A 20,059-nucleotide genomic window follows, 5' to 3' on the forward strand; every position below is an offset into this window, starting at 1 on the left:
CGTTCGGTCTCAGGCCGTTGCCGCACGAGCCTCGCGCCGGCGGGCGCTCTGCTGGAAGAACAGCGCTTGGCTGATGACGGCCGACACGTTGGCCGGCTGGAAGGGCTTGGCGATCAGGAAGGCCGGTTCGGGACGCTCACCCGTGAGGAACCGCTCCGGATAGGCCGTGATGAAGATCACCGGGACCTCGAAGGATTTGAGGAGGTCGTTGACCGCATCGAGGCCGGAGCTTCCGTCCGCCAGCTGGATATCCGCCAGAATCAGACCAGGCTGCTTCGTGGCTGCAAGCTTGATGGCCTCTGTGCGCGTACGGGCGACGCCGGTCACGTTGTGGCCCAAGCCTTCGACGAGAGCCTCTAGATCCATGGCGATCAGAGGCTCGTCTTCGATAATGAGGATGTCGGTCGCCATATCGGCCGCGAGCTCGCGTCCTGCCTCGTCGACGAGGTCGCGCACGGTTCGCGTGTCGACATCGAGGATCTGCCCGACTTCCTCTTCTCCGAAGCCTTCAAGGCAGGAGAGAAGAAAGGCCTGACGGGGAAGCGGCGTGATCTGCCCGAGGCGAACCTCCGCCGGCAGGTCGCGCTGGATCTGCTCGCTCCGGCCGTTCACCGACAAGGAATTCCAGATCCGGGTGAACACCTGGAAGAGTTCGACCTTCACGTTTCCGGAAGGGCCGATCGTCTCAGGCTCGCTCACAAGCGTCTCGAGGGTCGCAGCGACATAGGCGTCCCCAGCCATCTGGCTGCCTGTGAGAGCGCGCGCGTAGCGGCGAAGGTATGGTAAGTGCTGGACGACAAGCTGGGCTGTCGACATTCGCTTCCCCTTAACTGTGCTTTTGACTCGTTGTACCGATGGTTCGTTCAACGCGGCAAAGCTGCAAAAGTTCCGCGGCTTGGGAACCGTGTGCAGCAATGAGCGTTATTGCTCGAAAACGAATATATGGATACTGCCAAGGTTGGCTACCCCGGACAAACCAGGGGTGGCAAGGGGACGAATATGACGGTTGATAAGGGGAACAAGCTCGCTCGGGTCAGTCTCGACAATGGCTCCGGCGAAAAGCTTGCAACCGATCCGAAACTCGACAGCGGCAGCCAGAAACGTATCGGCGACCAACTCCGCGCCATGTATGACGAGCTCATGCAGCAGCCCGTCCCGGACCGCTTCAGGGAGCTGCTCGACCAGCTGGACAAGAACGGGCAAAAGGGCGGGTCTCAATGACCCTTGAACCGGAGCCCGAGTTACGAGAGGCTCTCCTTGCGGCGGTGCCCAGCCTTCGCGCCTTTGCCATCTCGCTCTCGGGCCAAGTCGACAGGGCCGATGACCTCGTTCAGGACACGCTCCTGAGAGCCCTCTCCAATCTGCATCGGTTCGAACCCGGCACGAACCTGAATGCCTGGCTCTTCACCATCCTGCGCAACCTTTTCCACTCCGAGTACCGAAAGCGGCGCCGCGAGGTCGAGGACCCTGACGGCTCCTATGCCGGACGGCTGAAGGTCCAACCCGAGCAAGGCTCCCATCTGGACTTCGAGGATTTCCGCAGCGCTCTCTCCCAACTGCCCTCCGACCAGCGGGAAGCCCTTCTGCTGGTCGGAGCATCGGGATTCTCCTATGAGGAGACCGCGAACATCTGCGGCTGCGCCGTCGGCACCATCAAGAGCCGCGTGAACCGGGCGCGCCAGCGTCTCGCTTCGCTGCTGAATGTCGACGACATCGACGATCTTGGCCCCGACAGCATGACCCGGGCAGCCCTGCAGGGCTGACGCAGGCGGGAAGCCGCCACCCTCTAACGATAAACGCCCCCCTTGAAGGGCGGCGTCCGTTGTCAAATATGCCGTAGCGGCATCACATGGGGCTCCGTCCGCGCAGCAGACCGATGACGGCCGAGATCGCAAACAGCACAATCGCAACGAAGAAAATCAGCTTCGCGATTTCAACCGCGGTGCCTGCGATGCCCCCGAAGCCGAAGAGAGCTGCGACGAGAGCGATGATGAGAAAAGTGACTGCCCAACCGAGCATGGTGTTACCTCGCTAAACATGACAATCGACTGTAAGCCGACGATGTTCAAACAACGCCAAGCGCGACTGTAAGGTTCCGCATCGGACGATTTATCAGGCCTGTTCATCAGTCGTTCAAAAGTAATCCTGCAGGCTTTTATTCGTATGGAACCCGACTTCCCCCTACACGTTTTCAAGAACACTTTGGGAGAGATGGCCAATGAATCGTTCAGTTGCCCTTCGTGCGCTTTTCATCTTTGCGGTTGTTACTGTCTTTGCAGCGATCACTGGCGTGGCTTCTCAGGTTGAGATCGCGGAAGTTCTTTTTCTGATCGGTGGCTCTCTCTCGGCGGTCATGCTGCTCTTCACGCTGATGACGCCTTCACACAATCCGGTTCCGGTTCCGGTGCGCGTGCGTCGCAGACGCTGACTTCTACTGGAAGGCACAAAGATCGGGCGACTCGAAAGAGCCGCCCTTCTTGTTTTACGCTTCCGTGGGATCGCCGCCGTTCGGGTGCAGGACGGAACCGGTGATGTAGGAAGAATCCTCGGAGGCCAGGAACAGGTAGGACGGCGCAACCTCGTTCGGCTGGCCGGGGCGCTTCATCGGCGTGTTGGCGCCGAACTGCTTCACCTTCTCGGCCGGGAACGTCGAGGGTATCAGCGGCGTCCAGATCGGTCCCGGCGCCACGCCGTTCACGCGAATGCCCTCGCCGGCAAGCTTCTGCGCCAATGACCGGGTGAAGGCGACGATCGCGCCCTTGGTGGCGCTGTAGTCGAGCAGCTCGGAGCTGCCACGATAGGCCGTCACCGACGTGGTATTGATGATCGCAGCGCCCTTCTTGAGGTGGGGCATCGCTGCCTGAACCATGTAGAAGTAGCCGAAGATGTTGGTGCGGAAGGTGCGGTCGATCTGCTCGGGCGTGATCTCGTCGATCTCCTTCTTCGGGTGCTGTTCGGCGGCATTGTTGACCAGCACGTCGAGCTTGCCGAACCGTTGAATCACCTGATCCACTGCCGAGCGGCAGAAGCCGGGATCGCCCACATCGCCCGCAATGGTCAGGCAGGAGCGCCCTTCCCTCTCCACGAGACGCTTCGTCTCCTGGGCGTCTTCGCTCTCGTTCAGGTACATGATCGCGAGATCGGCGCCCTCGCGGGCGTACAGAACGGCCGTCGCACGCCCGATTCCGCTGTCGCCGCCGGTGATAAGGGCGACCTTGCCCTCCAGCCGGTTGCTGCCCGCATAACGCGGCTCGTAGTCAGGCCGCGGGTTCATCTCGGTCTCGTGGCCGGGTTGATGGTCCTGCACCTGAGGCGGCAGGGTCTGGTTCTGGTCGGAGCTCATGCTGGCATCCCTTGTGCGAAAAGGATGCGGACCTCCTGCCGGCCATGACGCAACAGGCCGGCTCAAAAGACGAAGCCCGCGTTGAGGCTCAACGCGGGCTCCAAATGCGTGTTCCTGGAAAGCTGCCGGCTAGTGCACGGTCTCCGTCCGATCCGCCGTGCTCGGTGCCATGCTCAGGAGATGGTAGAGGATGATGGCACCGAAGGTTGCCGTTCCGATTCCGTCCAGGGTGAAGCCCGCCACGTTCAGCTTGAAGTTGCCGGCGCCCAGGATGAGGGCCACCGCCACCGTGATCAGGTTGCGCGGGTTAGAGAAATCGACCCGATTTTCCACCCAGATCCGACCGGCGGTCGCGGCGATGAGGCCGAACACCACGATGGACAGGCCGCCGAGCACGGGCCCGGGGATCGTGCCGATGAAGGCGCCGAACTTAGGGGACAAACCGAGCAGCAGCGCGAAAGCCGCGGCGATGAGGAAGACCAGCGTGGAATAGATGCGGGTCACGGCCATCACGCCCATGTTCTCGGCATACGTGGTCATGCCCGTACCGCCGGCTGCACCCGACAACATGGTGGCGACACCGTCCCCCATGAAGGCGCGGCCGAGATACGGGTCGAGATTGCGGCCCGTCATGGCGCCGATGGCCTTGATGTGCCCGAGGTTCTCGGCCACCAGGATCACAGCCACCGGGGCGATTAGGCTTATGGCGCGCATGTCGAACACGGGGCTCTGGAAGGACGGCAGGCCGAACCAGGCCGCCGCACCGATCTTCGCAAAGTCGATAGGCTGGCCGAGCCCCAGAACATTCGCGCAGATGAAGTAGATCAGGTAACCGGCGGCGCCGCCGACCAGCACCGGAAGACGGCGCCACATGCCGGGCGCATAGACCGCCACGAGGCCAACCGCCACGACGGTGGCGAGCGCAATCCAGCGAGCAAAGTCGCTGCCGTTCTGGTTGTCAGGCGTGATGCCGGAGGCGCTGTTGATCGCAATCGGCGCGAGCACAAGACCGATGGCCGCCACGATGGCCCCCGTGACCACCGGCGGCATCAGCCGCTCGATCCAGCGGTGTCCCGCCAGCTGCACTACGAGACCGATCAGGAAGTAGAGCGCACCGGCCGCGATGATGCCGCCGAGCGCCAGGGGAATGTTGGGGTTGGGGCTGCCGACGCTTGCCCCGGTGGCGACGAGGACGGGACCGATGAAGGCGAAGCTTGAGCCGAGATAGCTCGGCACCCGGCCGCCAACCACGAAAAAGAAGATCAGCGTCGCGATGCCGGAGAACAGGATTGAGACGTTCGGGTCGAAGCCCATCAGGATCGGGGCCAGCACGGTTGCGCCGAACATGGCGACCACGTGCTGCAGGCCGACGACCACCATCTGGCCGGTCGGCAGCCGCTCGTCCGGCATGACGACGCCTTCGGTCTTCAGGCTCCATCGCGGCAGAAAACCATCGCTCATAACTACACCCCCAAGTATGACTTCAAATGTCTGACACCTGGGGCTGCACCGTAGACTTAGCGCCTGTGGAATGGCTAGGTGCGATAGGGACTTATTAACCGGCGCAAAGACCCAAATTCTGGACAAGTGCTGTTTCGACAGTCACATCTTGAGCAATTGGCCTCACGAGGGATCACGATGCGCAAGAACCATGACGTTCCGGCAGGTACGGTGCACAGCCTCTGGATCGAGGGCGATTGCCTGAAAGATAACCTGCTCGGCGATCCCTCCCGGCGCCGGGTCGATGTCTATGTGCCGGCCGGCCACGATGCCCGGAACCTGCCCCTCCTCGTCGACCTCGTCGGGTACACGGCCGGCGGCCCCGCGCACACCAACTGGAAGAACTACGGCGAGAATGTCCCTGAGCGACTGGACCGCCTGATCGGTACCGGCGCCATGCCGCCGGTCGTGGTAGCCTTCCCCGACTGCTTCACGCGCCTTGGCGGCAACCAATATGTCGACAGCGCCGCCATGGGCCTCTGGGAGACCTTCCTGATCCGTGAGATGCTGCCCTTCGTCGAAGAGCGCTTCGGCTGCGGCGGAGACGGACGCCGGGGCGTGTTCGGCAAGAGCTCGGGCGGCTACGGCGCCATGGTGCATGCGCTTCGCCATGGGGGCTCCGTGTGGTCGGCCGCCGCCTCACACTCGGGGGATGTGGGCTTCGAATATCTCTACCACCTGGGCGAGTTCGCCGGAGCGCTGCGCCATCTGGTGGATCACGGCATGTCCATCGAAGCCTTCCTGCGGAAGTTCGAGGCGGGGCCGAAGGCGAAGGACAAGGACTGGCACACCCTGATGCTGCTTGCCCAGGCCGCGAGCTTCGACCCTGACCCGAGCCAGTTCTACGGCATCCGCCTGCCGGTGGATCTCGAGACCTGCGAGATCATCGAGGAGCGCTGGGCCAATTGGCTGCGCTGGGACCCGCTGCGTATGGCGGATGACGCGAAGCACCAGGCTAACCTGCGCGGACTCAAGGCCTTCTACATCGATTGCGGCGACATCGACCAGTACAACATGGTCTATGGTTCGCGGATCATGCGCCGGAAGCTCGAGGCCGCGGGCATTCCCCACGTTTACGAGGAATTCCACGACGACCATTCCTCCGTCGATTACCGGATGGACATCAGCCTGCCGATGCTGGCGAAGGCGCTCACTTAAGGGTAGCGCTCAGGCTCCGCCGGGTTCATCCTCGGTGGGCAGCTCGCAATGATTGTGGATATGGGTTGCCGCCACGGCCGCATGGCTCATCCCCACCACCATCTGGTCAATGCCGCGGACGATGTCGCCGGCCGCGTAGAGGCCTTTTATGCTGGTTTCGCAGTGGCTGTCGACGATCAGGCTGCCAGACGGATCGTGCTCGGCCCCGAGAGACAGGGCGAGGTCCGAGCGGTACTTGAGGCCGAGCGCCGAGTAGAGCACGTCGAAGCGGTGCTCCTTGCCGGCCACGTTCATGGCGGAGATCCGGTCATTCTCCATGGCAAGCGATTCGATCGGGGCCTCGACCACCTTGATTCCGTGCTCGTCGAGCCTCCCCTGCTGCTCCGGATCGAGTTCCAGGTGCTGCCCCAAGGTCAGAAGGGTCACATCCCTGGAGTAAGTTCGGGCGATGAAGACCGCCTCCCCTATCCCATGAGCCCCATAAGCAATCACGGCGATCTTCTGGTCGCGGGATTCATAGCCATCGCAGATCGGGCAGTAGCGGACGAGGCCGCGTTGGACGGCATTGGGCACATCCGGCAGGTCAGGCTCGATATCGACGGCTCCGGTGGCGATCACGACACGGCGCGCGGCGATCTGGCTCGTGGAGCCTTTATTGCCCTCCACCACCGCGATGAAACGATCAGGCTGCTTGCGCAGACCCGTGACCATGCCAGGCAGGATGCAAGCCCCATACTGCTCAAGATTGGTCTTGGCCCGAGCCAGGAGATCCTTGCCGGATATCCCTTCGGCAAACATGGGGATGTTGTGGCTGGTGGGGATCCAGGCCGCCCGCGGCGACCCGCTGTCAATCACCCGAAACCGCCGCTTGAAGCGGGCCAGATACAATGCCGTCGTCAACCCCGCCGGCCCGCCGCCAACGATCAAGCAGTCCAGAATATCTCCGTTGACCGCCATTTCTCTCCGATCCTCCTAGTGGGCCCAGGAGTCACAACACGCGAGGAAAGGAAAAGATCGGATGCGCTGGAGATGCTCCGGAAACGGCAGCCAAGCGCTGTACCGGTCGGGGCATGGCGCGTCCTGCTGTGAGACGACTGGGGCCCGTTCTACCAAGGCGCTAGGCGGGACGTGCAGGCCAAGGCGAGCCATCCTCAGACGCCGGTCGCACCACAGGCAACCCCGAGGCAGCAACCGCCCTCGCACGCATGACCAGCTCCATGAAGCCGACCGTACGGAAGATGAAGTCAATGCCTTGCTATATAAACATTGGTCCTGCTCCAGCGATCTATGATGGTTGATGATCACGGTCTGACTGCTTCCTCCTCGCATTCTTCAACCACTTACACTAGGCCATTTGCTCCGCTCGCGCCGTTGTCCAGGCTCTGGTTGCCCATGACCGGAATGCCGCCGAAGCGGCAGGCCTTCGCACCTGCAGCGGTTGCGATCTCCTGACTTTTTTGATGAGAGCCTTGGTGTTAGTGCTGCAGGATCCCTACAACGAGCAACGCGGCCTCAGTCTCTTTTAGAACAATCAGCCTCGCGTGCCGAGGCAGTGGTGACCCTCGTGGAGGAGCAGGAAACCGATGACCGGTCGCCGGCACAGCTCCATCAGTTGCAGGATGCGGCGACCGGAGCCCAGCATCGGCACGGCCGGTCCTTAACGAGACGAACCCAGGATGGCGCATCGGCGGTCTCGCCGTGGGCCCCTCAGAGCCTCACCGCTGTCGCAAAGGGGCTGCGCGTCCGCCTCATTCCGGACGGCGATGGTGACATCAGCCGCGCAACAGATGAGCATGGAGGGAATGATCGCCCCGAATTGGCGAGGCGCATCCGGTTCTTGCCTTGACGAGCGATGAGGAGCACGAGGCATGCCCTGCATCGAACCAGCCGAACCCAGAAACCGGCGGGCTTGTCTATCGCCAACCATGCGCCTTGGATCTGGAAGCAGGACAAAGGCGTCAGTGTGCTCTGCGAGCGGCGCATTGGTGTATTCGTGAGCGCTGGATCATTGAGCACATTCAGGCGCTGGAGCTGAGAGGTGAGGATGGATCCGACAACATGGGTCCTTCCCATGAGTTATGTGCGTAGGCCACGACACGCGAGGATCATCATCGTGTCACCAAGTCCGAAGGGCAAAAGATCTGGCACCTCGCCGCCGAAAAAATCCAAAGGTCTCTGCCCTCCAGCAGGCAGGGCCGTTGGAAGGGGACGATTGATGGGATCATCGTCCAGCGCCAAGAACTCTCTGTCTCAGTCGTTAACACCGCTGCCGGTTCATCGCGCAACAATCGTGGCGCCAGCGGGCGGAATGGCCAGCAACAAGCCTACATCCCTTGGCTCCGTTTCGAGTGTGAGGCAATCACCTGCTGACGTTCTTGACGAGCGTTGGTCAAAAGGGTGTTGGCAGGAACGGCAGTCCAGAGGTCGTTGCCGCCAATGAGCATGGACAGACTGCGGGATCACCTCGGATCATGCTTTGCAGGTCCAATCCACCCCGACGCCGAGACGATAGGGACTTGTGCGGCGCGCATCCCTCAGAGCGCCTCTCTCCTTGGGGAGAGGCGCCCGGACCGTGGAGGGCTTCTCGTCAAATCATTCCACAGCGGTGAAGCTGTCCACAAGCATTAAGAGCAATAGGCACTCACGACTACTTCGCACCACACAGCGTTGTTGACTTTTTTCTTCCGACCGCTTTAGCTTAGCCTTTCCCCTCTAGGCTACATCCATGAACTCTAAGCCTTTCTCTGCGGGCACCTTCGCTCTCGCCCTGATCGTTGCGCAACCTGTTGTGGCGCAGGAAGCCACGAACCTTCAATACCAGGCCTCAGCCACACCGGCATTTGTGTCCTGGCACAGCACGAGGGGCAGCGGCGAAGGCCATCAGTTCTTTCTGCCGATCGAGGGGATTACGAAATTCGCGGTTGGATCAGCGGTATCAGCTGAGGCCGGAGTGAAGACGGGCTACATCGCATCCAGCAATCAAAGCCCTTCGACGCACGGTACAGTCTCCAGTCCGACTGATACCACCACGCATCTTCAGTTCGCCTATGAAGGGTTCGAAAGCGTTCAGCCTTTTGTCACTTTCGACATGAATCTTCCCACAGGCAAGGCGACCCTCCGCGGGCGTGAGAAGTACGCTGTCATGGACAGGGATCTGGTGTTCCAAACCCGGTTCGGCGAAGGCTGGAATTTCAACCCGGGTATTGGGGTCACCATCCCGTTCGGCCAGTCCCTCGTGGCAACGCTTGCCGTTGGCTACAACTTTCGTGGCAGCTACGTGCCTGACGGGGATACAGGACTTCGCTACAAACCAGGCGATCAGACCGTTGTCACCGCAGGTCTGCAGTACTTGAGCGAGGATTGGCTCTTGTCGGTCACCGGCATCCTCACCCGTGAAACCACCTCAGAGCTTGCCGGCATAGAGTTCTTCCGCCCGGGGACCTCCTTTGCCATTCTTGGGCGGGGCGCATACAAGTGGGATGCGCAGCACGCGACGACGGCGAGCCTTTATTTCAACAATACGAACAAGAACGCGGTCCTGGACTTTTTCACGGGCGCTCTTCTGCCCGAGGAGGACAACAGCAACAGCGCTTTGACCATCGGGCGGTTGAGCCACCAGTACGATGTCTCGTCCCGATGGGGCGTCTTTGGCGCGGTCGAACTCCTCTATCGTGACGACAACCTCTACGATGAGGTGAGTGATCTGTTCATCCCGGCGAAAACCAAGGCCACCTTCGAGGGCGGACTGGTTCTGAAATACAGCCCGGCTGTCACGGGCAATGTATCCGCCGGTGTGTTCTCCCTGCGCCAGGCATCAACGCCCTACACAGGGTCACAGCGTTATGAAGGCTTTATCGGCCGCGCCAATCTGGCGGTAGCTTTCTGACAACCCGCCGGCGGTCGGTGCATGCGGCAGCGGGAATATCGGTGCGCGCGTGACGGTTATCACCTGCTGGGGAGAGCGCAACGCGTTCCGGCCTGGGATCTGTTCTGTCGCATTGCGGTTGCGTCGAAGCCGGCTATCCTCCCTGGAGGCTCAGGTTAACCATCTGATCTCCCCCGTGTGAGGGTCCGCTTCAGGACGCCGATCAGTTGCGAGCCGGAGGGCGCGAGAGAAGGACCACCGATGCAGGTGATCCGAGGGGCGTTGCTCCTGCTTTGTGTTGCAGGCGCTGGTTGAGCGCAGCAGCCCGCACCCTGCGCCTCACCTGCTGACGGCACATCCCGTGTGAGGATCGCTCATCCCGGCTCCACGGTAGCCTGTCCGTCCAGCGGGCAATCGGATCAGGCTCGGTGCGATGCGCGTTCACCGAGCATCGCATGCGTGTCTTGCTGATTGGGTCAGGCGATGAGATCATGCGGGAGGCATGGATCTTGCCTCAGGGCAGAACGAGAATTCTGCGTCAACGCAGGCCGATGTTGTCTTGTGCGCCAGAGGCGGCCGCCAAGCGCACGCGAGCGCCACCCTCCGTTGTTTGACCGCGCACGCTTTGCGCCCTCGATCATGCGGAGAAGGCATCGCCACGCCCCGGCCGTGAAACGTGTACCAAGATTATCCATGGGACCGAGGAACGGCTCACTACCGGGCCGTTCCTCGCGTCTGGGTCACGAGAACGGCGCTGGGATAGGCAGTGTCGCCAACGTTTTGAACACTGACAATCACCCGAACCGTGCCGCCAGGCGCAGCATAGGTTGGAAGACTGACAGTGACGTTCTGAAAGCCCGTTTGACCGCCGCTCTCATCGAGGGGGGACGGAAGCCCCGCAACTGGTGAGAACAGACGCCCGTTCACCGATGCATCGAAGATCGATTGGGCGGAGAACGTTTGCGACTGGCCCGAGGGCGACACGATTGTGATCGTGGCCGTATCGTTGAATTCTGTTCCCACGAAATCCGGGAACTCGTTCGTCACGAAATTCGCCAGCGTGATGAAATTGAAGATCGAGCTGTTTGACGGCATGGTGAAGCTCCGCTCCATGCTCGTGCTCTCGACGCCCACCTGGTTCAGGGCTGTGATCTTCGACCCACCAGCGGTGATCGAGCCGAAGCTCGTGCCCTCCGAGAAGTGGATCGACGGATCGCCGGAAACGAGGCGCCATTCTGAGCTCGGCAGCGCCTCCGCCCGCGCCGTGGTCACCCGCGACACCTGCTCGGTCTGCGTCACGCTCGGGAGAGCAGCCGGGCGCCCCACATTGCCGATATGGGAGACGTTGCCGGTCACCACGGATGAGGCAAACGAGCGCGCGGCGGCAATGTTGGCCCTCCGCAAACCGCGCAGATTGGCCTCTTGAATCAGCGCACCAGGATTGGGGCCGTCCATGCCGGTCGCCTGACGCACCATCTTGCCGTTACGGTAGACGGTCGCAGCACTCCCGAGATCGAGGTCCATGCATTTGCAGCGGGCATCCGTGATCCGGGTGCAGTGCCGCGTCCGGTGGCACATGCGGGCAGCGCCCTCCTCAACCAGGACGCTTGTGTACTCACCTTGAACCTGGAAGCGCAGTTGCGTCCCGCGGATGCCGAGCAGCGCCGTCGGGGTACGGATCGTGTAGGCGTCCTTTGGCGCGGTGCCCGACACGAAGCGGACGGCGCCCTTCACCAGGCCAATCGCCACCTCGCTGGCGCCGCGGTTCGGATCGTACACGAAGCGGTCAAGGACAACTTCGGCGCCCGGGCCCACCGTCAGGCGCGTCTTGTCCAAAAATTCCAGGTTGGTCTCGCCGACCGAGGCCGACTGAATGCGCTGGTTGAAGAAAACCGCGTCCCCAACCTGGATGGTGCGCTCGGCATTCCCCAATCGTCCGGTCACGGCCGGCACGACGGCCGTGGCGCTCCCCACAACGGGAGCCGGGGCCTGCGCTCGCACAGGTGCTGCGGCGATCATCGCCGCCAAGATCGCCATCACTCCCCAGCCCACGACGCGCATCGTCACCCTCTTGTCATTCGGTGCGCCACGCTAGACCAGGAACCTGCCAAGCTTCAAGTACAGTTTCTGCGATCTGGCCTTACCGAGCCTTGCCTGTCACAGTTGACCACAGGTTTCCGGCAGCATGACCTAGTAACGTGGCCTGCTTTGCTTCGTGTCGCTGAGATCTGGACGGTCATGAGATTCCCCCAAGCCGCTGATCCAGAACGCTCGAGCCCCGCCGGCCGGATTGGATGATCTGGCTGGCTTCCTGACGGCCGGCGGCACTGGGGTTGCCGAAAGGCCAACAACGACGGCCCTGCTCCAGCCCGGCAAGGGCTCGACCCTTTACATGTCGCTGAAGGCAGTTGACAGCCAGCAACGCGGGCCTGGATAGTCGCTCTTCGCCCTGCCCGATCCTCTCCGCGACTGGTTGCCATGACTCTGCGGCTCACGCGCCTTGCACTGAAGACCGTGCTTCTGAGCGCGGGCGCCGTGCTGCTGATGATTGGCCTGAAGCTTGCGGATCCCGCGCCTGTGGCGGGCCTGCGTCACCTCACGTTCGATACGCTCCAACGGCTTGCCCCCCGCCCCGAAGCGGATCTGCCGGTACGGGTGGTTGACATCGATGATGCGAGCCTGGCGGAACTGGGTCAGTGGCCCTGGCCCCGCACCCGGGTCGCTTCCCTTGTCGAGCGCCTCGCGCAGATGGGGGCCGCGGCGGTGGCTTTTGATGTTCTCTTCGCGGAGCCTGACCGCACCTCGCCGGCTCGCTTGGCCGATCAGCTGCCCCTGACCGACCGGGACCTCAAGCGGCAGACGGAAACTCTGCTGCAGCGCCTGCCCGACCACGACCAGGTCCTTGCGCAGGCCATGCGCGCTCTTCCTGTCGTCGCCGGCTTTGCCACGACCGAGCAGCCAAACGACACGCGCCCGGGCAGCAAAGCCGGTTACGCCTTCGCCGGCACGAACCCGCTCGAGATCCTGCACCCGTTCCAGGGCAGTGTCACCAGCCTGCCGTTGTTCGAAGAGGCCGTGCAGGGGGTCGGCAGCCTCAGCCTGGGCCAGGACAGTGCCTCCGGCGTTGTCCGACAGATCCCGCTTCTGGTCTCGGACGGGCGGCGGCTCCACCCGAGCCTTGCCCTTGAGGCTCTCCGGGTTGCCCAAGGAGCCTCCACGATTACTGTTCGCAGCACCGGCGCCAGTGGGGAGCCCGGCACGGCCTCGCCCGCCCTGGTGGAGTTGCGGGTGGGCCAGTTCCGGGTGCCAATGACGGCGGAGGGTGAACTCGTCCTGCGCTATGGCCACAACCACCCGGAGCGCCTCGTGTCGGCACGGGACGTTCTGGATCCGGATCGCAGCCCCGTGGTCGAGCCGCGGATCGCGGGTCACATCGTGTTCATCGGCACGTCCGCGGCCGGGCTGCACGACCGGCGCGTGACGCCGCTTGGCGAGACCGTGGCCGGCGTGACCATCCACGCCCAGGCGGTGGAGCAGATTCTAACCCAAGAATTCCTCGTGCGGCCGGACTGGGCTCACGGCCTTGAGACCCTGCTGACAGCCCTCGCGGGAGCGCTGGTCGCCGGGCTCCTCCTGCACGTCACGGCGCGCTACTCGGCTCTGGTCATGGTGGGCGCCATTGCCACGCTCCTCGCCGGTGCGTGGCTCGCCTTCCTCAAGGAAGGCCTCCTGCTTGATCCGATCTACCCGTCCTTGAGCGCGCTTCTGGCTTACTTCGCCATCACGGCCCTCCTATACCTGACAACCGATCGGGAGAAGCGTTTCGTCCGGCGGGCCTTCAGCCATTATCTCGCGCCGGAGCTCCTTCAGACACTGGAGGCTTCCCCTGACCAACTGCGCCTGGGTGGCGAGATCCGGCCGATGACCATTCTGTTCATGGACGTGCGCGACTTCACGCCGATTTCCGAGCGGCTCTCGCCGGAAGCCCTGATCCGGTTCCTGAACACCTTGTTCTCGCCCCTGACCGAGGTGATCCAGGCGCATAAGGGCGTAGTCGATAAGTATATCGGCGATTCGATCATGGCTTTCTGGAACGCGCCGGTCAGCGTGCCCGATCACGCCGCGCTGGCGTGCACGGCGGCCCTGAACATGCAGGCCATCGTCGAGGAGTTGAATGCCACCGATGCCTTCGGCCTGCGCTCGAACGGCCAGCCGGAGCTGATCGTCCAGATCGGAATCGGCCTCAATACGGGGGAGGCCTGCGTGGGCAACATGGGATCGGCGCACCGGTTCAATTACTCGGTGGTGGGCGATACGGTCAATGTCGCCGCCCGGATCGAGTCGAGTTGCAAGGGGGCCGGCGTGCCGATCCTGATCTCGGAACAGACGGCCCGCGCCGCGCCGGGCTTTGCCGTTCTGGAGGCCGGGCTGGTGCCCCTGAAGGGCAAGTCGCAACCGATGAAGCTGTTCGCGCTAGTGGGCGATGAGGCCCATGCCCAAACCAGCGGGTTTCAGGAGCTGGCCCGAGCGCATGCCAGCCTCATCGCCGCAATCGACGCCCGGGACGCTAAAGAAGCCCTCCAGGCCCTCGTGTCCTGCCAGCTTTTGGCAGGTCCGGGCCTGTCAGCCTTCTATAGAAAGTTCCTTGATCGCGTTCGGCACCTCGGCCCAGACGAGCGCCTCAATCAGGCCACCGGGTGATATCGTCAATGACAGGTGAAGACGAGATGAAGAAAGCCATTGCTGACCTGGTCAAGGATGAGAAAATGGCATCATCCGCGCTCCGAGGTGGCGGACTATGGCAAGCGTTGGCCGTTCGTTTTCCTGGTCAACGATTGGGACGTCTGGCACGAGAGCAAGAAAGCACTTCGGCTTCAGGTCATCCGTTGGCTTGAGCGATATGGTGGAGCCTATGACTTCTCGGTGCTGCAGGGCGGTGGCGGTCTGGTCGGGTTCACTGATCTTAAAGCTGCCATTCATTTTAAGCTCCGGTGGTCCGGGCAGGGGCGCGTGATATCGGTCCCCGAACCAAAGAAGGCGCCGGTCCAGGACTGGAGCCCGCATCCTGTTCGCAGCACCTTTGAAGCACTTGGCCCGAGCGAAGCTCCGCAACGGCATCCGGCGCAGACAGGACGCAAGGCTCGCTCAATGATGGGGAACAACGCCGCTGGATGAGCGTCGCATCCGAGCCCGAAAAGGCTCTCGAAGGTGGCGCCGTAAAGCAGGCATGAGTGCGCCTTCCTGACCAGGAGCTCACTGAACCGGGACTACTCAAAGCACAGACTAACCTGCAGTATCTATCCCTTGGCCCAATTTTCGATCGTGAGGCCCCTCACCCGCTGAAATTCTTTCTCGTTGTTGGTCACCAGAGTCACCTCGAGGCTCTTGGCATGGGCGGCTATCCAAAGATCGTTGTTGCCGATCAGTTCGCCCCGAGCCGCCAGATCGGATCGGATGATGCCATAGGTCTCGGCCACATTATTCGCCATCGGAACGACCGGGATCAGTGCTGTCAAATCCTCCAAAATCATCAGAGCCCTGTTAGGATCCGAGCTCTTGCGAACCCCATGAAGCAATTCCCCAAAGGTTATGACCGAGATCCCTGTCGAGCCGGGAGGCAGCTCCTGGAAGCGCTCCATGACGGCTTGCGGTCGCTCGCGACGGATGTAGATGCAGATGTTGGTGTCGAGGAGGTAACGGGGTTGAGCCATCACAGGCCCTCTCGCTCCTGCGGCGGGGCATCCTCGCGCTCAACATCCGGGAGGTCGCACAGCAGCTCGAACGCACGGGCCAAACTTGTGGGCTTCTCCCGCAGGACAATTTCGTCGCCCCGCCGATAGATCTCGACCTCATTGCTGGTCAGCCGAAACTGTTTGGGCAGTCTGACGGCTTGACTGTTGCCTGACCGGAAAACTTTTGCGATAACCATCCTTATCCTCCGTATATACATAGATGTATATACTCAATTCGTGAAAGTTCAAGGGAGGACTGTTGCTCGCCGAGGCCCTTATTCGCTGGGCCTAACGTGAGGAAGCATCCGCACTGCGGCTCGTACGCTATTGAGTGCGTGGATGGCGGTACGGCGCTGTGACAGCGCTCGGCGCTTATAGCGATCCAAGCGGTCAAGACTCTGTCCAAACATTTCGATTCCGAGCTTTATGAAGTTGATGTTCTTAAATAGGATCCCGAATACTTTGCCTTCATGTGCCGTACCCTGACGATGCTGATGGATGCCTCAGCCGCGCGAGTGGCTGCCTCACCGTCGTGGAGAAGACCTTGCTCTTCAGCAGGTCGACTTGGAGCTTGCGAGTGAAGCTTTCGTAGGAGCCGTTTCCCACGAGCGTTGGGATCCAGTGGGCGGACCCCGCGTACCGGGCCAGGAACGGTCGATGCGCACATGCTCCGGAGCTCGCAGCCATTGACGGGCATCCAGCTTCAGGCTTACGCAAACTGCACAAATCGATGCTCGCGTTAATCCATTGCATTCTCGTTGGGCCTCAAGCAACAACCAGCATGACCATCATTTGGATTTCGAGTTCAGCCTGCGGAAACTCGGATGGCGCCGATCATGAAGTGGATAGAATGTCTCCTCAATCACAACTTAGATTTCTGGTGTTTGCGCATGTGCACTATCTCGACGTTTGGGAGGCTATGGCCAGCGAGCTGGCATCGTCCATTAAGGTGCCTTTCGGCTTAGTGGTTACACACTGCCAAGCACACAGCTCTATCGCGAAGCCGGATACGCCTTATCTTTCCTATTTCCAGACGATCTTGGCAGAAAACAGGGGAAGAGACGTATTACCCTTCCTCAAGGCGCTGAGCGCAGATCTTCCCGACATCGATCTGGCGCTCAAGATTCACACGAAACGCTCGCCCCATCGAAGCGACGGCGTCGATTGGCGTGCCAGTATGACCAGTTCCCTGCTGACATCGGACGAACAAGGCCTAATTGCCCTACAGCTGTTGGAACATGAGAGTAGGATTGGTCTTATTGCGCCTGCTGGCCACTTTCTCTCCCTTCAAGGACGGCTCACTGTCAATGGCCGGCCGATGAGAAAAATGACGGATGTCGTCCTTGGTAGCTTGCCGACGGATTTGGAGACCTACAGATTTCCTGCGGGTTCAATGTTTTGGTTCCGGCGGTCGGCACTCACTCCGTTCTTGAAAAAGGAGCTTGAGCAGCAATTTGCGACCGAACGCGGTCAGTTGGATGGCACTGCTGCGCATGCCGCCGAACGGCTCTTTGCGGTTGCGGTGGATTCTCGTGGGCTGATAGCCTTAGGCATGGAGGCTGTGAAGCCTCTCTTGGCGGAGTTCGTGAGAAAAAAACATCTTCCTAGCTCTGACATCAAGCATCTCGTGGAAGAACATGCCCAGGCGACAGACAATTCTTTCGTCCTGCCACTGGCTAATCATTGGCGCAGATATCCGGTACTGTTTTACATGGCCCACGTCGCATACAACTATTTGCCGCGTGGCGTCACACGCATCCTCAGAAAGCTGATTCAGCGCTTCTTTCAATGATTGCCCTGTTGGTCCTATCCTAAGATGTGATCCACGGCGAGTCGCTGTGGACCTGCCGCCTGAAGCGCTTGGATTTGGTGACCCACACGCGGCGTTAACTTTTGCCGGCACCCGAGCCCTACGTTAGCGGCGAAGGACTTACCCGCAAAGCATATTCCTGCGGCGTTCGGTTCCCAAGAGCCATGTAACGACTCCAACGGAATAGATGACTGGCGGAGGCCTCATTCTTCGCAGATCGGAAACTGGACTTCTCGCCACAGTGTAGCGAGGGGTATAGCTGGGTGGGGTTCACCTGTTTGGAGGCCCCACCCAATCACGTCAATGGTGGTGTCCGTTACGCGATGAGGCTGTCACCGAAGGTGGATCGTCCCTCATAGGCGCCGTACTTGAGGTAGTGCGCCAGCGGGTTGACCCCGGCGGCCGCCACGTCGGTGTAGGTGGACAGGTACGCGTCCGTGTCGAACGCCCCTGAGGGATCCCGCCCCTCCTTCCAGCCGAAGTTATTGTAGTGCTCGAGCGGGTTGACCCCGGCGGCGGCCACATCCGTGTAGGTGGAAAGATACGCGCTCGTGTCGAAGAAGGCGTTCGGATCGCGCCCCTCCTTCCAGCCATAGGTCTGGAAGTGGAAGGCCGCATCCACGTCCGCCAGCCCCACGTCCGGGTTGGCCAAGAGGTAGTACTCGGCATCGAACGTGCCCTGCACCCCCAGCCCCACCGCCGTGTAGGTCTGCCGGCCCTCGAAGCGGCCATAGGCGAGGTAGTGCTCGAGCGGGTCGACGCGGGCTGCTGCCACATCCGGGTTGTTGATCAGGTACAGGCTGGTGTCGAACCGCACCGAGGCGTCCCGGCCTTCCTTCCAGCCATACTGATGGTAGTGATCGAGCGGGTTGACGTTGGCTGCGTCCACGTCCTGGTTGGCCGACAGGTATGCATTGGTCGAGAAGAAGGCGTTCGGATCCCGGCCCTCACGCCAGCCATACGTCGCATAATGATCATCCGGGTCGACACCGGCCGCGCGCACATCCGGATACAGCGCAAGGTAGAAGCCATCATCCACAAGAGGCTGAGCGTCGGATGGTGGCTGAACCGGCGGCTTAGTAGAGCCCGGCAGGGAGATCGCCCCTGAATCCATACCAAAGATGCTGTTACCTGAGACGTACGTTCCCGTCGGACCACCGTCGTCGTTCGTCGGTTCCTCGCGAACCCCATATCGGGCATTGATTGTGCCGTTTGAGTAGATCGTGTTGTTGACGATCTGAGTATTGGTCGAGTAATACGTCAGGCCCGTGCCTGTCACACTGTCATCGACGTGCAAGCGGATGCTAATCTCGTCAAAGCCACTGTCGCGTTCTTGCGAGTTGTTGTAGATCCGGCTGTTCTGGATATTGGTGTCCGTCGCGCCCTCAATCCGGACACCATGCCGCAGATTTCCGTAGATCGTAGCACCGTCAATGGTAACGTTATCGGCTAGCTTCAGGAGAATACCTTCACGGGCATTGTCGTGGTAGGCGCCACCGTTGATCTTAATGTTGTCGGGCCATGGGATGTTTTCGGAGCCACGCTGCACCACGATGCCTGCCGAGCCGTTGCCGTAGGCTTGATTATTCTCGAGAATGAAGTTGGTTGTGGTTGTGGTGACGTTGAAACCGTGACGGTCGTTATTGTAGGCGATGTTGTTGCGATAGACGCTATCGATGATGAAGTCAGCTACGAAGCCATCCAAGCCATTGCCATGGGAAACACAGTTCTCGATGGTGAGGCGAATGGTTTGCTCGTGGGGATCGAAGCCATAGCCCTCGCAGTTCTTAATCTCGACCCCGGAGACATGGATGTTTGCATCCTGTTGGGTGCTGTTGGGTTTTACGCCCGTGTAAAAGCCATCGACTTTGCCGGTCGTATTGGCGCGGTTTCCGTCGATAGTTAGATTGAACAGGCCGACATCGGTCGTGACCTCGTTGAACGGGGTACGCACCACGCCGGTGATATCGACAGTCGACCCGTCGGCCACTTTGAGCGTCGTCTGTCCCGCGCCTGCACCTTCAAGAGCGGTGCCAGTCAGCAGGCGAACCGCGCCTTGGCTTTTGTCGGTTGTGCCCGAAACGATAAGCGTCCCTTTCGGTAAAATGACTGAGACCAGTCCTTCACCAGGGTTTGCAGCATACAAATCATGGGCCGCCTGAAGCGCATTGTTAATGGCAGCGGTATCGTCCGTTACGCCATCTGCCTTAACGCGATATGCTGCAGCATCAATCGTTCGTGCCATATTCGAATGTCCTCTAGATTAAAGATTGCCCTCATAAGAGGGGCGATCCGATCTGTAGAAAAGTCGCGCTATCCTTTAGGGAGCAGCGATTGCGAGGTAGCTCGACCATGAGTCAATTCGTTCGTCCTCGCGCATTTTTATTGAACGAGCCCAGAATACACCTGTGCCAGGGCTTTGATCCTGCTTTGCCGATGGACCTCAGACGTTTGTATCAAACGTATGAGACGAGTTCGGGCGGGGCTCCTGGCATGGAGCCCCGCCCGGTCAGGGAACCTGCGTTCAGGCTTACGCGATGATGCTATCACCGAAGGTGGATCGTCCCTCATAGACGCCGTACTTGAGGTAGTGCGCCAGCGGGTTGACCCCGGCGGCCGCCACGTCGGTGTAGGTGGACAGGTACGCGTCC

Annotated in this window: 17 protein-coding genes; 8 read left to right on the top strand and 9 right to left on the bottom strand. The window is 61.1% G+C overall.

Features of this window, described 5'->3' with window-relative positions:
- Positions 1-9: 9 nt before the first annotated feature.
- The gene (locus IC232_RS15700; protein WP_190845918.1) at positions 10-816 is read right to left on the bottom strand and encodes a response regulator; all 807 of its coding nucleotides are present in this window, start codon (positions 814-816) and stop codon (positions 10-12) included.
- A gap of 183 nt (positions 817-999) precedes the next feature.
- On the opposite strand from IC232_RS15700, the gene IC232_RS15705 reads away from it, so the two are divergent.
- Together IC232_RS15705 and IC232_RS15710 are read left to right on the top strand one after the other, a co-directional pair.
- Complete coding sequence (locus IC232_RS15705; RefSeq protein ID WP_190845919.1) at positions 1,000-1,221, top strand: NepR family anti-sigma factor; 222 nt, start codon at positions 1,000-1,002, stop codon at positions 1,219-1,221.
- The gene (locus IC232_RS15710) at positions 1,218-1,763 is read left to right on the top strand and encodes a sigma-70 family RNA polymerase sigma factor (protein WP_190845920.1); all 546 of its coding nucleotides are present in this window, start codon (positions 1,218-1,220) and stop codon (positions 1,761-1,763) included. The genes IC232_RS15705 and IC232_RS15710 overlap by 4 nt, the downstream gene beginning before the upstream one ends.
- Positions 1,764-1,845: 82 nt before the next feature.
- Here IC232_RS15710 and IC232_RS15715 read toward each other — a convergent pair whose 3' ends face one another.
- Complete coding sequence (locus IC232_RS15715) at positions 1,846-2,019, bottom strand: DUF1328 domain-containing protein (RefSeq protein WP_009494036.1); 174 nt, start codon at positions 2,017-2,019, stop codon at positions 1,846-1,848.
- A 199-nt stretch (positions 2,020-2,218) separates the two neighbouring features.
- Here IC232_RS15715 and IC232_RS15720 point away from each other — a divergent pair, with 199 nt between their 5' ends.
- Positions 2,219-2,428 (top strand): hypothetical protein, encoded by a 210-nt coding sequence (locus IC232_RS15720; protein WP_190845921.1) that lies wholly within the window; start codon positions 2,219-2,221, stop codon positions 2,426-2,428.
- A gap of 54 nt (positions 2,429-2,482) precedes the next feature.
- Here the strand turns inward: IC232_RS15720 and IC232_RS15725 are convergent, their stop codons facing one another.
- Together IC232_RS15725 and IC232_RS15730 are read right to left on the bottom strand one after the other, a co-directional pair.
- Complete coding sequence (locus tag IC232_RS15725) at positions 2,483-3,343, bottom strand: SDR family oxidoreductase (protein ID WP_190845922.1); 861 nt, start codon at positions 3,341-3,343, stop codon at positions 2,483-2,485.
- Positions 3,344-3,472: 129 nt separating this feature from the next.
- Positions 3,473-4,804, bottom strand: a complete 1,332-nt coding sequence (locus IC232_RS15730; protein WP_190845923.1) for a solute carrier family 23 protein — start codon at positions 4,802-4,804, stop codon at positions 3,473-3,475.
- Positions 4,805-4,981: 177 nt separating this feature from the next.
- On the opposite strand from IC232_RS15730, the gene IC232_RS15735 reads away from it, so the two are divergent.
- A complete protein-coding gene (locus IC232_RS15735; protein ID WP_190845924.1) occupies positions 4,982-6,001 on the top strand; it encodes an alpha/beta hydrolase in 1,020 nt (339 codons plus the stop codon).
- 9 nt (positions 6,002-6,010) lie between these two features.
- Here IC232_RS15735 and IC232_RS15740 read toward each other — a convergent pair whose 3' ends face one another.
- Positions 6,011-6,958, bottom strand: coding sequence for an NAD(P)/FAD-dependent oxidoreductase (locus IC232_RS15740; protein ID WP_190845925.1), 948 nt, complete (start codon positions 6,956-6,958; stop codon positions 6,011-6,013).
- 1,831 nt (positions 6,959-8,789) lie between these two features.
- On the opposite strand from IC232_RS15740, the gene IC232_RS15745 reads away from it, so the two are divergent.
- Entirely contained in the window at positions 8,790-9,887 is a 1,098-nt protein-coding gene (locus IC232_RS15745; protein WP_190845926.1) for a transporter, read from the top strand.
- A 693-nt stretch (positions 9,888-10,580) separates the two neighbouring features.
- On the opposite strand, the gene IC232_RS15750 is transcribed toward IC232_RS15745, so the two are convergent.
- On the bottom strand, positions 10,581-11,927 hold the full coding sequence (locus IC232_RS15750) for a FecR domain-containing protein (RefSeq protein ID WP_190845927.1): 1,347 nt from the start codon (positions 11,925-11,927) through the stop codon (positions 10,581-10,583).
- A gap of 417 nt (positions 11,928-12,344) precedes the next feature.
- Between IC232_RS15750 and IC232_RS15755 the strand changes: the two genes are divergently transcribed.
- The gene (locus IC232_RS15755; protein ID WP_210335382.1) at positions 12,345-14,567 is read left to right on the top strand and encodes a CHASE2 domain-containing protein; all 2,223 of its coding nucleotides are present in this window, start codon (positions 12,345-12,347) and stop codon (positions 14,565-14,567) included.
- A 39-nt stretch (positions 14,568-14,606) separates the two neighbouring features.
- Complete coding sequence (locus tag IC232_RS15760) at positions 14,607-15,041, top strand: hypothetical protein (protein ID WP_190845928.1); 435 nt, start codon at positions 14,607-14,609, stop codon at positions 15,039-15,041.
- 122 nt (positions 15,042-15,163) lie between these two features.
- Here the strand turns inward: IC232_RS15760 and IC232_RS15765 are convergent, their stop codons facing one another.
- Both IC232_RS15765 and IC232_RS15770 read right to left on the bottom strand, forming a co-directional pair.
- Positions 15,164-15,577 carry a type II toxin-antitoxin system tRNA(fMet)-specific endonuclease VapC gene (locus IC232_RS15765; protein ID WP_190845929.1) on the bottom strand — a complete coding sequence of 138 codons (414 nt, stop codon included), beginning with the start codon at positions 15,575-15,577 and terminating at the stop codon, positions 15,164-15,166.
- Positions 15,577-15,795 (bottom strand): antitoxin, encoded by a 219-nt coding sequence (locus tag IC232_RS15770; protein WP_190845930.1) that lies wholly within the window; start codon positions 15,793-15,795, stop codon positions 15,577-15,579. The genes IC232_RS15765 and IC232_RS15770 overlap by 1 nt, the downstream gene beginning before the upstream one ends.
- Positions 15,796-16,379: 584 nt before the next feature.
- Between IC232_RS15770 and IC232_RS15775 the strand changes: the two genes are divergently transcribed.
- Positions 16,380-17,390: a rhamnan synthesis F family protein gene (locus IC232_RS15775; RefSeq protein ID WP_190845931.1), complete on the top strand. Its 1,011-nt coding sequence runs from the start codon at positions 16,380-16,382 to the stop codon at positions 17,388-17,390.
- Positions 17,391-17,724: 334 nt separating this feature from the next.
- Here the strand turns inward: IC232_RS15775 and IC232_RS15780 are convergent, their stop codons facing one another.
- Positions 17,725-19,653 (bottom strand): right-handed parallel beta-helix repeat-containing protein, encoded by a 1,929-nt coding sequence (locus tag IC232_RS15780; protein WP_190845932.1) that lies wholly within the window; start codon positions 19,651-19,653, stop codon positions 17,725-17,727.
- Between the last annotated feature and the right edge of the window lie 406 nt (positions 19,654-20,059).

The sequence above is a fragment of the Microvirga sp. genome, assembly GCF_014699075.1.
Lineage (GTDB): Bacteria > Pseudomonadota > Alphaproteobacteria > Rhizobiales > Beijerinckiaceae > Microvirga.